Raw genomic sequence first — 14,489 nt, forward strand, 5'->3', positions numbered from 1 at the left:
GTCCCGCGCCGCCGACGTAGCATTGCCGGCATGTCAGCTCCCGTCAGCACCATCTCCGACGCGATCCAGGCCGCCCTGGCCACCGTCAACGACCCGGAGATCCGCCGGCCCATCACGGACCTCGGCATGGTCCGCTCCGCCGAGGTCGGCGAGGACGGCGTGGTCCGGGTCGGGCTGCTGCTCACCGTGGCCGGCTGCCCGCTGAAGGACAAGCTGCGCGGCGACATCACCGCCGCCGTCGGCGCGGTGCCCGGGGTGACCGGCGTCGAGATCGAGTTCGGGGTGATGAGCCCGGAGCAGCGGCAGGAGTTGCAGGGCAAGCTGCGCGGGGGTGCCACCACCGACGAGCCGGTGATCCCCTTCGCCCAGCCGGGCACCCGCACCCGGGTGTACGCGGTGGCCAGCGGCAAGGGCGGCGTCGGCAAGTCCAGCGTCACGGTCAACCTGGCCGCCGCGCTGGCCGCCCGGGGCCTGGCCGTCGGCGTGGTCGACGCCGACATCTACGGCCACTCGGTGCCCCGGATGCTGGGCGCGGACGGCAAGCCCACCCGGGTGGAAGACATGATCATGCCGCCGCAGGCACACGGCGTGAAGGTCATCTCGATCGGCATGTTCACCCCGGGCAACGCGGCGGTGGTGTGGCGCGGTCCGATGCTGCACCGGGCGTTGCAGCAGTTCCTCGGCGACGTCTACTGGGGTGAGCTGGATGTCCTCCTGCTCGACCTGCCCCCGGGCACCGGCGACATCGCCATCTCGGTCGCCCAGTTGCTGCCCAACGCCGAGATCCTGGTGGTGACCACCCCGCAGGCCGCGGCGGCCGAGGTCGCCGAGCGGGCCGGCGCGATCTCCCTGCAGACCCACCAGCGGATCGTCGGCGTCATCGAGAACATGTCCTGGCTGGAGCTGCCGGACGGTTCCCGGATGGAGGTCTTCGGCACCGGTGGCGGCCAGGAGGTGGCCGAGTCGCTGAGCCGGACGATCGGCGCGCAGGTGCCGCTGCTGGGGCAGATCCCGATGGACACCCGGGTCCGCGAGGGCGGCGACGCCGGCACCCCGATCGTGCTGGCCGCGCCGGACGCCCCCGCCGCGAAGGCGCTGCACCAGATCGCCGACCGGCTGGCGGTACGCCGCGAGTCGCTGCTCGGCAAGCCGCTGGGTCTCAAGCCCGCCGGCCGCTGACCCCATCCACGCCGACCCACCCGCGCCCTGACCCGGCCCACCCACCGAAGCGCAGGCGCAACCGCGCGTCGATGGCCCGGCGTCGACGTCCGAGGTGGTGATCCACTCGCGTGAGCCGATGCGGTGGTATCCCGATCAGGGGATACCACCAATGGCCCTCAGGTGAGTGGATCGTGGCAGGGCCGCAGGGCCGGGCGCGTCAGGTGGCGTCGTCGTAGCTCGGGCGGGGAGCCGGCGCGGAAGCGGGAGCAGGAGCGGTGTCCGTCGCGGTGCGCTGCCGGACGGCGGCCCGGGGGTCGACGCTGTTGGCGACGTCCTTGAGCTCCTCGTGCACACCGGTGACGTCCGCCCGCAGGTTGTCGTAGACGCCCTGGAGGGGCTTGCGGATCGCCTGCTCGTCCTCCTCGCTGAGGAGGTGCTTGCGGATGAACGCCTTCGGGTGCAGATCCTCCAACTGGATGTCGGTGCCCAGCTCACGGCTCAGGTCACCGGTCGCGTTGCGGGCCATGTCGCGCAGGTTGCGCACCATCCGCAGGCCATCGGTGATGACGTTGGGCAACCGGTCCCCGAAGATCAGCAGCGCCAGGAGCAGCAGCACGCCGATCTCCCACCAGTTCAGGTTGTCGAGCACCGCTGGGCCTCCTCGTCGCGTCGGACCAAGCCTACGCACGTCAGACCCCGGTTCGGGAGGGGGTAAACGGTCCTCACTTGGCGTCCGCGGCGAGCGTCACCGAGGCGTTCTGCCGGGTCGTGCCCCGCCGGTACTCCACCGTCACCACCGCCCCCGGGGCGAACTTGCGGACCAGGGCGATCAGGTCCGTCGGCTCGTTCATCGGCCGCCCGTTGAGCTTGAGGACGACGTCCCCGGTCTTCAGGCCCGCCCCGGCCGCCGGACCGGCCGGCTCCACGGCCGCCAGGCGGACGCCGGCACCGGCCCGGGTGGCGGTCCCGGTCCCGGCGACCTGGGCCCCGATCACGGTACGCCGGGCCTTGCCGGTGCCGATGATGTCCTGGGTGATCCGCTTCGCCTGGTTGATCGGGATGGCGAAGGCGAGCCCGATGTTCCCCGCCTCCTGCCCCTCCGCCACCAGCGACTTGATCGTCGAGTTCACCCCGATCACCCGGCCGGCCGCGTCGACCAGCGGGCCGCCCGAGTTGCCGTGGTTGACCGCCGCGTCGGTCTGGATGGCGGCGTAGTAGCGGACCGGCCCACCCGGCTCCCCCGCCTGCATGGTGCGGTCCAACGCGCTGATGATGCCGGCGGTGACCGTGTTCGCCAGGGACAGCGGCGAGCCGATGGCCAGCACCGGATCGCCCACCGCGAGCGCCTCGGAGTCGCCGAACTCGATCGGCCGCAGCCCCTTGCGGTCCACCTTGATCACCGCGATGTCCGACTCCGGGTCCTGGCCGACCACCGTCGCCGTGGCGCTGCTGCCGTCGTTGAAGGTCACCGATGCCCTGCCGGTGCCGTCGGCGACCACGTGGTCGTTGGTGACCACGTAACCGTCGGTGCTGACGATGAACCCGGACCCCTCGCTGGTGCCGCCCAGGCTGGCCACCCGGATGGTCACCACGCTGGGCAGGACCCGTTCGGCGACCCCGGCCAGCGAGTCGGGGCGACGCTGTGCCAGCGCCGGCCCCTCGGCGGGACCGGCCCCCAGGGTGACCCCGCCGCCGGCCCCGCCACGCACCGCGAAGGCGTACCCGAGGGCACCGCCCAGGGTGCCGGCGAGCAACGCCACGATCAGTGGGACGACCAGCAGCTGACGCAGTTTCGGCCGGCCGGGCGCATCCGGGTCGGTGACCGGTTCCGGCGCCGCCCCGGTGGGCGCGCTCGGCAGGATCACCGCCGCCGGGGCGTACGGATCCCGCCAGGGGTCGGCGAGCGCGTCGGACCACCATGGCGACGCCGGTCCGCCGTGGCCGCCGTACGACGTCGTCGGCCCCGTCTGCGGCGGACCGGCCGGCGGCGACGCCGGAGTTCCGCCGGGCGCTCGCCAGTCCCAGCCGTCGGTCACGTCGGTGCCTCCCAGTCCGTCCCCCGGCGCCCCGGGCCACGACCGGGGGTGGCGGTCACGGCGCAGGGGGCACCCCATCCAGGATTGCACGGATGCGCCGGACGGAGTCAGCTCTTCCCCTCCCGTGATCGCCACGGGTGCACTCCCGCCCGGTCGCGATCACGCCACGGGCGGACGCGCGGCTGCGCCGAAGAAGCCTCGCCTCTAGGCTCATACCGCCCACCCGCCCGTCGCACCATCGCCACCCGCCCGGAGGTGTCCCATCGCCACGGTCGCCAGTTCCGGCAGCCCGACGGCGCAGTCGTTGCAGTTCGCCGAGTCGTACGTCGGCGAGGACATCGTGCTGCGGACCGCCCGCAGCCTCGCCCGTGAGGTCGGCCTCGACGCGGTCACCCCCGGAGCCGGGGCGGCGCTGCGCCTGCTCGCCGCCGCCGGCAACGCCCGTGCGGTGGTGGAGATCGGCACCGGCACCGGGGTCAGCGGGGTGTGGCTGCTGCGCGGGATGCGCGCCGACGGGGTGCTCACCACCATCGACGTGGAGATCGAGCACCAGCGGATCGCCCGACGGATCTTCGTCGAGGCCGGTTTCCCGCCTGGCCGTACCCGGATCATCACCGGCCGGGCGCTGGACGTGCTGCCCCGGCTCGCCGACGGCGCGTACGACCTGATCTTCGTGGACGGCGAGGCGACCGGCTCCGCCGCGTACGTCGATGCCGCCCTGCGGCTGCTGCGCCCCGGCGGGGTGCTCGCCCTCAACGGCGGCTTCGCCGGCGGTCGGATCGGCGACCCGGCCGCCCGGGACGCCGAGACGGTGACCATGCGGGAGACGGTCAAGGCGATCCGGGAGGCCGAGCAGTGGATTCCGGCCCTGCTCCCGGTCGGCCACGGCCTGCTGGCGGCGGTGAAGTGCTGACCGGCTGACCCACCGGAACGCGCTGCGCGCACGAGTCCGACCGGCCGGTCAGCCGGGACGGCCTGCGGGTCAGCCGAGGGTCGCCAGCCAGCGCAGCAGGCCCCGGACGCCCCAGCCGGTCGCGCCCCTGGTCAGCTCCGCGTCGTCGCCGTCGGCCCAGGACGGCGCGGACATGTCGATGTGCAGCCAGCGGTCCCGCAGCTCGCCGGTGAACTCGCGCAGGTAGAGCGCGGCGATCACCGAGCCGGCCCCCCGGTCCGGTGAGCTGTGCCGATCGGCCAGGTCGCTGCCGAGGTGTTCGAGGTAGTCGGCGGGCAACGGCATCCGCCAGGCCGCCTCGCCGGCGTCGTCCACGGCGGCCAGCACGGCGGCGGCCAGTTCGTCGTTCTCGCTGTAGAGGGCACCGGTCCGCTTGCCCAGCGCCACCGCGTTGGCGCCGGTCAGGGTGGCCAGGTCGACGAGCAGGTCGGGGCGGAGTTCGCGGACCGCGTAGCCGAGCGCGTCGGCGAGCACCAGCCGGCCCTCCGCGTCGGAGTTGGTGCTCTCGCTGGTGGTGCCGTCGTAGTGCCGGATGATGTCACCGGGGCGGAACGCCGCGCCGCTGACCATGTTCTCGGCCAGCGGGGCCAGCGCGGTGACCCGGACGGGCAGCCGCAGCGCCGCCGCGCCGAGGGTGGCCGCGACGACCGCCGCCGCACCGGCCATGTCCTTGCGCATCAGTTTCATCGCCGGCACCGGCTTGATCGAGATGCCGCCGGTGTCGAAGGTGATCCCCTTGCCGACCAGGACGACGTGCAGCCGGGCGTCGGCGGGGTGCCAGTCCAGCTCGACCAGGCGAGGGGTGCTGGCCGAACCGCCACCGACGGCGAGGATCCCGCCGAAGCCCTCGGCCGCCAGCTCCTGCGGCCCGCGTACCCGCAGGTGCAGGTCGGGCTGGCCGGCGGCGGCCGACTCGACCTGCGCGGCGAACCACTGCGGGTTCTTGACCGACGAAGGGGTGTTGGTCAGGTCACGGGCGAGCCGGGTCATTCGGGCGGTGGTCCGGGCCGCCTCGACCGCGTCGGCGAGGGCGTCCGGCGCGGCGGCCAGCAGGGTCACCCCGGTCAGCGCGGGTGCCGGCCCCCCTTCGGCCACCCGGAACCGGTACGAGGCGAGCAGCAGCCCCTCGACGAGGGCCCGGACGGCCCCGGCCGTCATGTCGACGGGCAGGGCCAACGTGACATGTGTCTCATCTACGGCGGCACGGGCCAGGGCGGCACCGGCCGTCCGCCAGGCCCGCTCCCCGCCGTCGCCCACGCCGAGCAGCAACAACCGGGCCGGGGCGCGACCTGGGCGCAGCTGGGTCAGGGTCTCGCCGGCCCGGCCGGTCAGCCGGGTGGCCGGCAGCAGCGCCTCCGCCTCGGTCCGCACCTCGTCGGTGGGCGGTGGTGCGGTGGCGACCAGTGCCGGCACGGTGGCGTCCGGGTCGGTGGCGGCGCGGACGGGCAGGACGAGGACGTCCGACCGGTCGGCGGCGACGGCGAGACTGATGGCGAGCACGCTGGACCGTACCTCCGGGAAGTTCGTGGTGCGGGACCTCGATGACCCGCGTGTGACAGACGAAGTCCCTGAGTCACCGGCGTCGCCGGTGACTCAGGGACACGGGACCGTCCGCGCGGCGCGCGCGGAGTGTCGGCCGATCAGCCGGCAGCCGCCTTCAGCGCGTCACCGAGCGCGTTGGCCTCGTCGGGAGTCATCTCGACGACGAGCCGGCCACCGCCCTCCAGCGGGACCCGCATGACGATGCCCCGACCCTCCTTGGTGACTTCCAGCGGACCGTCGCCCGTCCGCGGCTTCATCGCCGCCATGTTGTCTCCCCTCAGACCTATACATCAGGGTCGGTGTATTGCCCCACAGCCACTTCGTGCCGACCACCCGCGAGGTACGCGGGGGCGTCGACCACGATTTTCCCTGATGAACACCGCCGGACCCAAACCGGAGCAGCATTGATGTAACAGCATCTAGCTTATCTTGAGAAGGCCTGTCACAATGTGCGGTCATGCAGGCACGGTCGGCACTCTTCGACCTCTACGGCGACCATCTCCGCACGAGGGGTGGGCGCGCACCGGTTGCCGCCCTGGTGAAGTTGCTGGCCCCACTCGGTGTCGCTCCCCCGGCCGTCCGGACCGCCGTGTCCCGGATGGTCCGCCAGGGCTGGCTCGAACCGCTGCGGCTCGCCTCCGGCCCCGGGTATTCGATCACGCCGAAGGCGGTCCGACGACTCGACGAGGCCGCCGCCCGGATCTACCGCACCGGACGGATCACCTGGGACGGGCGGTTCGACCTACTGGTCCTGTCGACCCCGACGGCCCGCCGGGACCGGCAGCGGCTCGCCGCCAACCTCAGCTTCCTCGGCTACGGCACCCTCGACGAGCACACCTGGGTGGCCACCCGGGCCAGCGAGGACGTCGACGTGCTGCTGGAGGAGGCCGGGGTGCGCTACGAGCGGTTCACCGCCGCGCACGCCGCCGGCACCCCCGGCGCGATGGGCGTGGTCCGCCGGGCCTGGGACCTCAACGAGATCGGGCACGCGTACGAAAGGTTCGTCGCCGAGCAGCGCGCGCAGCTCGCCGGGGTGACCGTGCGCAGCGGCGACGAGGAGGCGTACGCGGCCCGGTTCCGGCTGGTGCACGCGTGGCGTACCTTCCTCTTCCAGGACCCGCAGCTCCCCCCGGCACTGCTCCCCGAGCGCTGGCCCGGCACCGCCGCCGCCAGTTTCTTCGACCGGCACGCCGCCCGGCTCCGGCCGGCCGCCGACCGGTACGTCGAGCAGTGCCTCGACGCCGGCAACCGGGTCCCCCGACAGAAGGGTCGTTAGCGACGTGACCGAGCCGCTGCTCGTCGACCGCACCGAGGCCGTGGTCACCCTGACCCTGAACCGCCCCACCGCGATGAACTCGCTCGACGTGGCGCTCAAGGAGGCCCTCCGGGACGCCCTGGCCGAGCTGGAGACCGACCGGTCCTGCCGGGCGGTGGTGCTGGCCGGGGCGGGCGGTGCGTTCAGCGCCGGCCAGGATCTGCGCGAACACGTACAGGTCCTGGAGTCGGCGGGCAGGGATCCGTTGGACACCGTCCGGGCGCACTACAACCCGATCGCCGCCCGGCTGGCCAACCTGCCCAAGCCGGTGGTCGCCGCGGTCCGTGGGATGGCCGCCGGAGCGGGCGCGTCGCTGGCCTTCCTGGCCGACTTCCGCATCGGCGGGCCGCGGACGAAGTTCCTGATGGCGTTCGCCGGGGTGGGCCTGGCCGCCGACACCGGGGCGTCCTGGACGCTGCCCCGGCTGGTCGGCCATGCCAAGGCCGTCGAGCTGCTGATGCTCGCCGAGCCGGTCGGTGCCGACGAGGCGTCCCGGCTGGGCCTGCTCACCCGGCTGGTCGACGACGACGAGCAGGTGCTGCCCGCCGCGCACGAACTGGCCGCCCGGCTCGCCGCCGGCCCGACCGTCGCGTACGGGGCGATCAAGCGGCAGCTCTCCATCGCCGACGCGGGCACCCTCGCCGACGCCCTCGCCGCCGAGGCGCAGGCCCAGTCGATCTGCGGGGCCACCGCCGACCACCGGGCCGCCACCACCGCCTTCGTCAACAAGCAGAAGCCGGTCTTCCAGGGGCACTGAACGGTGGGCCCGCGCCGGCCGCGCGGTGCTGGTCGCGGCCCGGAACCTCGGCGGAACACCGACCGGCCTCAGCGGGCCACGTAGCCGCCGTCGATGGGGATGGTGTGGCCGGTGATCCAGGTGGCGTCGTCGGAGCAGAGGAAGAGCACCACCCCGGCCACGTCGTCCGGGGTGGGGATGCCGGGTTTCGGGTTGAACGACTCCATCCGGGCCCGCATCTCCGCCGGGTCGGGCGCGCTGTCGATGAAGTTCTGCACCAGCGGGGTCATCACCACCGTGGGGGCGACCGCGTTGACCCGGACGTTGCGGGCCGCGTACTCCACCGCCGCCGACCGGGTCAGCCCGACGATGCCGGCCTTGGTGAAGGTGTACGGGGAGATGTTCTCCTGGGCCGCCAGGCCGGTGGTGGACGAGGTGTTGACGATCGCGCCCCCGCCACCGCGCAGCATCGCCTCGATGCCGTACCTGAGCACGTGGAAGACACCGTCGCCGTTGATCCGCCGGACCTTCTGCCAGTTCTCCACGTCCATCTCGTGCAGGGGCTGCTGCCGGCCGTCGATGCCGGCGTTGTTGAAGATGACGTCGATCCGGCCGTAGCGCTGCACCGCGTCCGCGACGCCCTGCTCCACCGAGGCGGCGTCGCCGGTGTCGACGGTGACCGAGAGGGCGTCGGGCAGGTCGGCGGCGACCTGCCGGGCCCCCTCGGCGTTGATGTCGGCGATCACCAGCCGGGCCCCCTCGGCGGCGAACCGCCGGGCGGTGGCCTCGCCGAGCCCGGAGGCGCCACCGGTGACGAACGCGACCTTGTCCCGGAACCGCATCGGCTCTCCCCCCGCCCGGCCGACCGACTGCCGGCGTCCAAGCGCCCATACCCGGTCGACGGGCGGCTAGTCGTCCTCCTCCGGGTCCTGGTTGGCCTCGGCGCCCAGCACGAACGCCTGCATGGCCAGCTCGTCGCCGCTGGGGGAGACGAACGCGGGCAGCTCGGCCGGACCCAGCTCCTGCACGTACGACCAGAAGAGCCGGACCGCCTCGGCCCGCGACTCGGCCTCGATCGGCAGGTCGAGGCTGACCAGCCAGGTACGGCGCAGCGGCGGCGGGCCGAGCCGGTCGACCAGCTCGCGGTAGGTGCCCGGGTCGAGCGCGGTGACCGGCCCGGCGACCGCCAGCGGCCCGACCGGCACCGGCGCGTCGAACGACCGCCGGGTGTACGTGACCAGCAGCGCCTCCCCGTCGTGGCGGGCGACCCGGCCCAGCGCCACCAGGCGGGGCGGGTCGTCCGCCAGCACCGCCACCGGGTCACCGGGGGGTGGGGCGGGCGCACCGGCCGGGACGGCCAGCTCCAGGGTGTCGTGGTGGACGAGGCGTTCGGCGTCGTGCCGCCCGGCCGGGAGCAGCACCGCCCACGCGCCGTCGCCCCGCCCGCCGTCGACGTCGGTCGGGCCGGTGCTGCGGTGGTCGGTCACGGTCATGACCCCATCCCATCACGGGCCCCGGCGGTGGCGACGTGGCAGCCCGCGAGATGGTCGTCGACCATTCCGGTGGCCTGCATCAGCGCGTACGCGGTAGTGGGGCCGACGAAGCGGAAACCCTGCTTCTTGAGCGCCTTGGCCAGCGCGGTGGATTCCGGGGTCGACGCCGGCACCTCGGCGAACGACCGGATCCGCGCCGGCCGCGGCGGCGGCGCGTACGACCAGAGCAGCGCGGAGAGCCCGCCGGGTAGGGCCAACGCGGCGCGGGCGTTGGCGATCGCCGCCTCGATCTTGGCGCGGTTGCGGACGATCCCCGCGTCGGCGAGCAGTCGGGTCAGGTCCGCGTCGTCGTAGCCGGCGACCCGGTCGAGCCGGAAGTCGTCGAAGGCGAGCCGGAACGCGGGGCGCTTGCGCAGGATGGTCAGCCAGGACAGCCCGGACTGGAACGCCTCCAGGGTGAGCCGTTCGTAGAGGGCGTCGTCGCCGCGCAGCGGACGGCCCCACTCGCTGTCGTGGTAGATCGCGTAGTCGGGGGTGCTCGTCCCCCAGGCACAGCGGGGCAGGCCGTCGGGGCCGGTCACCAGGTCAGTCACCCGGTACACGCTAGGCCAGGGGCCCGACACCGTCCGCCGACAGGTCGACCGGGGCCGCACCGGTGGATGGCCGGGCCGGATCGGGGCCGGGCCGGGCCATCGGGCCAGCTCAGCGGCGGGCGGGTGGGCGGGGTAGCCGGCCGGCCTCGACCAGGCGGGCGAAACGCTTCAGGGCCAGCGTCAGGCTGGCCTTGGAACCCGGCCAGAGCAGCGGCCAGGCGACCCGCCCGGCCGAGCCGCCGGGCAGGTGGAACCACTCGTGCCAGACCACCTGCGTGCGGTCGTCGGCCAGCGGGGTGCAGCGCAGCACGCCGGGGCCGCGCAGCAGCTTGCCGCAGTGCACCACGCCCACCTCGTACGGGGCGTCGACCCGGACCACCCGCATCTCGTCGCGCAGCGCCGCCGGGCCGAGCGCGGTGATCGCCTCGACGAGGCTGCCCTCCCCGCCGTCGCCCTCGACCACCCGCACCCGGGTCAGCGGAATCCAGTCGGACTGCCCCTCCCAGTCGGTCAGCGCGGCGAAGACCCGCTCGGCGGGGGCGTCGACGATCACGGTGGCGGTGAACTCGCCGGCACCGGGCTGGGCCGCCTCGTCGGCCAGCCCTCCGCCGGCCGGGTCGGGTCCGGTCACACCGACTCCGACCGGACCACCGCACCGCCGGGGCGGTCCTCGGCCCGGTCCGCATCCGTCCCCTCCGCCTCGGAGCGGTCGTCGGCCGGGGCAGTGGCCGGCGTGGCGGAACCGGTGGTGGCGTCGGTGGACCCGGCCGGCTTCGCGGCCGGCTCGGCTGCCGCCGAACGGACGGTCCGGGCCACCGGGGCGGTCACCGGCTCCGCCGACCCGACCTCGACGGTCGGGCCCTCCGCAGCGGGGGCCGCGGCGGGCGCGTCGGCAGCGGGCGTCGCCGGGGAGTCGTCGGGCGGGCTGCCGGCGGCCTCCTCCCGGGTACGGCGCAGCACGTCGGCATCGGCGGTACGGCCCTCGCGCAGCGCGGCGATCTCGGCCTCCAGCACCCCGATCAGCTCGGTCTTGTACCCGATGTCGTAGGCGGCCCGGCGCATCGCCTGGTCGACCTGCGCCATCCGGTAGCCGCGCAGGGCGGTGTCGAAGCGGAGCACGCCGACGTCCGACTCACGCAGGGGACGGCCGCCGGGCAACGGGACGGCCCCGTCGTCGGGCTCGGTGGGCGCGAGCCCGTCCCGACCCGAGATCAGCACCGTCACGCCGAACACGACCGCCGCCACGGTCAATGCGACGACCAGAATGAGCAGAGTCTTACCCATGAGGAGATCGTGGCACGGGGACACCCTCCGGAGCGAGCCCAACCACCATCATCGTCACCGATCTTCTGGACCGTACCGGCCCCGGGGCGGGGTGGGCGACCGGATAGCGTCGGCATCGGCCGGGTCGTCCGGCCGGTGAACTGCGGGAGGCGGAATTGGCCGGGGCGCTGCGGCTCGGGGGGCGGACGTTCGCCCCGGGCGAGCCGGTGGTGATGGCGATCGTCAACCGGACGCCGGACTCGTTCTTCGACCGGGGCGCCACCTTCGCCCAGGACAGCGCGCTGCGCGCGGTGGAGCGGGCGGTCACCGAGGGCGCGGAGATCATCGACATCGGTGGGGTGAAGGCCGGGCCGGGCGACGAGGTCGACGTTGCCGAGGAGATCCGCCGGACGGTGGACACCATCGCCGCCGTCCGGGCCGCGTTCCCCGACGTGGTCATCTCGATCGACACCTGGCGGGCCGAGGTGGCGGTCGAGGCGGTGGCGGCCGGCGCGGACCTGCTCAACGACACCTGGTCGGGGGCCGATCCGGCGCTCGCCCGGGTGGCCGCCGAGACCGGCGTCGGGCTGGTCTGCTCACACGCCGGCGGTCTGGCGCCCCGGACCCGGCCGCACCGGGCGGCCTTCACCGACGTGGTCGCCGACGTGGTCACGACGGTGACCGGGCTCGCCGAGCGCGCGGTGGCCCTGGGGGTACGCCCCGACGGCATCCTGATCGACCCGGCGCACGACTTCGGCAAGAACACCCGGCACTCGTTGGAGATCACCCGCCGGTTGGCCGAGCTGTCGGGCACGGGCTGGCCGCTGCTGGTGGCGTTGTCGAACAAGGACTTCATCGGCGAGACGCTGGACCTGCCGGTGCCGGAACGGCTGGAGGGCACGCTGGCGGCGACGGCGGTGTCGGCCTGGCTCGGCGCCCGGGTGTTCCGTGCCCATCAGGTGCTGCCCACCCGGCGGGTGCTCGACATGGTGGCCTCGATCCGGGGCGACCGGCCGCCCGCGGCCACCCGGCGCGGTCTGGCCTGACCGCCGCTCAGGTCCAGTGCAGGATGCGCTTGCGCCAGGCGTAGAGGATGCCGAGCGCGACCACGGCCACGAAGACGCCCATCTCGGCGACGGTCACCGCGCCGAAACCGGGCCGGTCGAAGACCATCGCCCAGGGGAAGAGGAAGACCGCCTCGACGGCGAAGAGCACGTAGAGGTACGCGTACACGTAGTAGCGGATCTGCATCTGCGCCCAGTCGCCGCCGACCGGGTCGAGGCCGCACTCGTAGCTGGCCCGCTTGCCGGCCGGGTCGGCAGGCCGGCCGGGACGTAACACCCGGTTGGCGGAGAACGCCGTGACGAAGAAGAGGACGGCAGCGAGCAGCAACAGCCCGAGCGTCGCGTACGAGCCCAGGTAACCGGTCACGGTGGATCAGCCTACCGGGCGTCGGGGCGGCCCGGACGGAGCGGCGAGCACCCGGACACGTTACTGATTCGTTTCCCACCGGTACTAGTACCACCGGGCAACTGTTACCGAATAATGAACGCTCACCCAGTGCCACGGAGGTCAGATGCCCCGCGTGCAGGCGCGTACCGTTCGGCGGTCCGTCGCCCGGCGTACCCCCGCGCTGATCGTGGCGGCGCTGGCGGTCGCGCTCGGGGCGACGCCGGGCCTGGCGACGGCGGCACCCACCGTGACCTGGGCGCTCGTCGGGGCGACCGACGTGCCCGTCCCCGGTGGCGACCCGACGGACGAGACGACGCCCCCGGTCGAGCCGACGGCGACCGAGCCGGCCCCGACCACCGCGCCGCCGACGCTGCCGCCGGACCCGGAGCCGACCACCCCCGCGCCCGAGCCGACCGGCACGACGCCGGAGCCGACCGCCCCCGCGCCGACGGTCACCACCGCCCCGACCGCCGCCCCGACCCCGAAGCCGTCCCTGCCCGGCAGGCCCGCGCCGCCACCCGGGCCGAACCCCGACCAGCCGGGCGGTGACCGGGTCGGGGTCCAGGTCACCACCGGGGACATCACGCTCGACGACCGGTACTGGAGCACCGGGAGCACGGTCACCGCCCTGCGGGTCACCGTCACCAACACCGGCGTCGTGCCGGAGCGGCTGCGGCTGGCGTACACGCTGCCGGCCGGGCTCACCGACGCCGGGACACCGGGTTGCCTGGCGGCCGGCGACGACGGTTGGCGCTGCGGCGAGTGGACCACCGCGCCGGGCGACCGGTTCAGCAGCCTGATCCGGGTACGGGTCAGCGGCGTCGCCTGGCGGCAGATGCCCCTGAGCGGCGCGGTACGGGTCACCGCGACCGGGCCGGACGCCGGCGACACCGCGCAGGACAACGAGGGCTTCGCGGTCCTCTTCCCACCCGGTCCCCCGGTGCCCGGGATACTGCTGGACGCCGACGAGGTGGTCTTCGACATCAGCGGCGGACCCGCCGCGCTGGCGGCCCGGCTGGGCAACACCGGCAGGGTGGACGCCGCCGGGCGGGTCGAGGTGGTGCTGCCCGCCGGGGTCAGCGTGTGGAACCCGCCGGCCGGTTGCGCGCCGGTGTCGCCGACACGTACCCGCTGCGACCTGGACGTCGTGCCGGCGGGGCGGACGGAGACGCTCCGGTTCACGGTCGCCGCCACCCCGGACGCCCAGCGCGAGGCGCCGCTGGCCGGCGCGTTGATCGGCTGGCTGGACCCGGAGAGCGGACCGGCCCGTCAGGTCCAGATGAGCTTCCGGATCACCGCCGCCGCCGCGCTGGCCACCCCGCCGGTGGGCAGTCCCGCGCCGACCGGGTCACAGGGGTTGATCGCGGCGGGGGCCGGGGCCGTCGACGTCGGCGGGATGTCCTCCGCCCAGCGGACCGCGCTCGTGCTGATCGTGGTCTCCGTCCTGCTGGTGGTGCTGGCGCTCGCGCTGGCCACCAGCTCGCTGCGGCAACGGACGACCGGGCCGGCAGCGGACCCGGCGATGACGGACCGACCGGACTGACCGGGCGCAACGGGCCGGCCGGGGCGGGCGGTGATCTCAATTACGGCGGGCATCGCAGATCGCCATACAATCGGGCATATGCCACCGGCCCGGTTCCCAGGTGTCGGACCTCCACCAAGGATGCCCTAAGACCGGGACGTAGGCTCGGAGGTCAGAGACGACAGCGGGCCGGGCCATCCACCCCCCCACGGGCGGACCGGTGCAGCGGCGCATCAGGGAGGTCGTGTGGCCGGGCAAGGCGAGGTCACCATCATGTGCAGCCGCGCGCGCGGCGGGGCCGAGCGAAGCGAGGTGCAGGCGTGACCAAGCAGATCCGTCAGTTGGACCGGGTGGTGATCCGGTTTGCGGGTGACTCGGGTGATGGGATGCAGTTGACGGGGGACAGGTTCACCTCGGAGACGGC

16 protein-coding genes are annotated in these 14,489 nt (G+C 74.2%); 6 read left to right on the forward strand and 10 right to left on the reverse strand.

Going from position 1 to position 14,489, the window contains the following annotated elements; all coding sequences use genetic code 11:
• The first annotated feature begins 30 nt into the window (after positions 1-30).
• Positions 31-1,179 (forward strand): P-loop NTPase, encoded by a 1,149-nt coding sequence (locus tag ACIG87_RS30590; RefSeq protein WP_396855088.1) that lies wholly within the window; start codon positions 31-33, stop codon positions 1,177-1,179.
• A 199-nt stretch (positions 1,180-1,378) separates the two neighbouring features.
• On the opposite strand, the gene ACIG87_RS30595 is transcribed toward ACIG87_RS30590, so the two are convergent.
• Both ACIG87_RS30595 and ACIG87_RS30600 read right to left on the reverse strand, forming a co-directional pair.
• A complete protein-coding gene (locus ACIG87_RS30595) occupies positions 1,379-1,810 on the reverse strand; it encodes a preprotein translocase subunit TatB (RefSeq protein ID WP_396855089.1) in 432 nt (143 codons plus the stop codon).
• Positions 1,811-1,883: 73 nt separating this feature from the next.
• Positions 1,884-3,212, reverse strand: coding sequence for a S1C family serine protease (locus tag ACIG87_RS30600; protein ID WP_396855108.1), 1,329 nt, complete (start codon positions 3,210-3,212; stop codon positions 1,884-1,886).
• 289 nt (positions 3,213-3,501) lie between these two features.
• On the opposite strand from ACIG87_RS30600, the gene ACIG87_RS30605 reads away from it, so the two are divergent.
• A complete protein-coding gene (locus tag ACIG87_RS30605) occupies positions 3,502-4,110 on the forward strand; it encodes an O-methyltransferase (protein ID WP_396855090.1) in 609 nt (202 codons plus the stop codon).
• A 69-nt stretch (positions 4,111-4,179) separates the two neighbouring features.
• Here ACIG87_RS30605 and ACIG87_RS30610 read toward each other — a convergent pair whose 3' ends face one another.
• Both ACIG87_RS30610 and ACIG87_RS30615 read right to left on the reverse strand, forming a co-directional pair.
• On the reverse strand, positions 4,180-5,649 hold the full coding sequence (locus ACIG87_RS30610) for a leucyl aminopeptidase family protein (RefSeq protein WP_396855091.1): 1,470 nt from the start codon (positions 5,647-5,649) through the stop codon (positions 4,180-4,182).
• A 140-nt stretch (positions 5,650-5,789) separates the two neighbouring features.
• Entirely contained in the window at positions 5,790-5,957 is a 168-nt protein-coding gene (locus ACIG87_RS30615; protein ID WP_007455245.1) for a DUF3117 domain-containing protein, read from the reverse strand.
• Positions 5,958-6,148: 191 nt separating this feature from the next.
• On the opposite strand from ACIG87_RS30615, the gene ACIG87_RS30620 reads away from it, so the two are divergent.
• On the forward strand, positions 6,149-6,967 hold the full coding sequence (locus tag ACIG87_RS30620; RefSeq protein WP_396855092.1) for a PaaX family transcriptional regulator C-terminal domain-containing protein: 819 nt from the start codon (positions 6,149-6,151) through the stop codon (positions 6,965-6,967).
• A gap of 4 nt (positions 6,968-6,971) precedes the next feature.
• The gene (locus ACIG87_RS30625; RefSeq protein ID WP_396855093.1) at positions 6,972-7,763 is read left to right on the forward strand and encodes an enoyl-CoA hydratase-related protein; all 792 of its coding nucleotides are present in this window, start codon (positions 6,972-6,974) and stop codon (positions 7,761-7,763) included.
• Between the two features lie 68 nt (positions 7,764-7,831).
• Here the strand turns inward: ACIG87_RS30625 and ACIG87_RS30630 are convergent, their stop codons facing one another.
• The 5 genes from ACIG87_RS30630 to ACIG87_RS30650 all read right to left on the reverse strand — a co-directional run bounded on the left by ACIG87_RS30630 (position 7,832) and on the right by ACIG87_RS30650 (position 11,112).
• Complete coding sequence (locus tag ACIG87_RS30630; protein WP_396855094.1) at positions 7,832-8,584, reverse strand: SDR family NAD(P)-dependent oxidoreductase; 753 nt, start codon at positions 8,582-8,584, stop codon at positions 7,832-7,834.
• Between the two features lie 66 nt (positions 8,585-8,650).
• On the reverse strand, positions 8,651-9,235 hold the full coding sequence (locus tag ACIG87_RS30635) for a hypothetical protein (RefSeq protein ID WP_396855095.1): 585 nt from the start codon (positions 9,233-9,235) through the stop codon (positions 8,651-8,653).
• Positions 9,232-9,828, reverse strand: a complete 597-nt coding sequence (locus ACIG87_RS30640) for a DNA-3-methyladenine glycosylase I (RefSeq protein ID WP_396855096.1) — start codon at positions 9,826-9,828, stop codon at positions 9,232-9,234. The genes ACIG87_RS30635 and ACIG87_RS30640 overlap by 4 nt, the downstream gene beginning before the upstream one ends.
• Positions 9,829-9,937: 109 nt before the next feature.
• Complete coding sequence (locus ACIG87_RS30645; RefSeq protein ID WP_396855097.1) at positions 9,938-10,459, reverse strand: SRPBCC family protein; 522 nt, start codon at positions 10,457-10,459, stop codon at positions 9,938-9,940.
• Entirely contained in the window at positions 10,456-11,112 is a 657-nt protein-coding gene (locus ACIG87_RS30650; protein ID WP_396855098.1) for a DivIVA domain-containing protein, read from the reverse strand. Before ACIG87_RS30650 ends, ACIG87_RS30645 begins: the two co-directional genes overlap by 4 nt.
• 155 nt (positions 11,113-11,267) lie before the next feature.
• Here ACIG87_RS30650 and folP point away from each other — a divergent pair, with 155 nt between their 5' ends.
• Complete coding sequence (gene folP, locus ACIG87_RS30655) at positions 11,268-12,137, forward strand: dihydropteroate synthase (RefSeq protein ID WP_396855099.1); 870 nt, start codon at positions 11,268-11,270, stop codon at positions 12,135-12,137.
• A 7-nt stretch (positions 12,138-12,144) separates the two neighbouring features.
• Here folP and ndhC read toward each other — a convergent pair whose 3' ends face one another.
• A complete protein-coding gene (ndhC, locus tag ACIG87_RS30660; protein WP_396855100.1) occupies positions 12,145-12,522 on the reverse strand; it encodes an NADH-quinone oxidoreductase subunit A in 378 nt (125 codons plus the stop codon).
• Positions 12,523-12,667: 145 nt separating this feature from the next.
• Between ndhC and ACIG87_RS30665 the strand changes: the two genes are divergently transcribed.
• The gene (locus ACIG87_RS30665) at positions 12,668-14,086 is read left to right on the forward strand and encodes a hypothetical protein (protein WP_396855101.1); all 1,419 of its coding nucleotides are present in this window, start codon (positions 12,668-12,670) and stop codon (positions 14,084-14,086) included.
• Positions 14,087-14,489 lie beyond the last annotated feature (403 nt).

This window comes from Micromonospora sp. NPDC051925, assembly GCF_044548625.1.
Taxonomy (GTDB): domain Bacteria; phylum Actinomycetota; class Actinomycetes; order Mycobacteriales; family Micromonosporaceae; genus Micromonospora.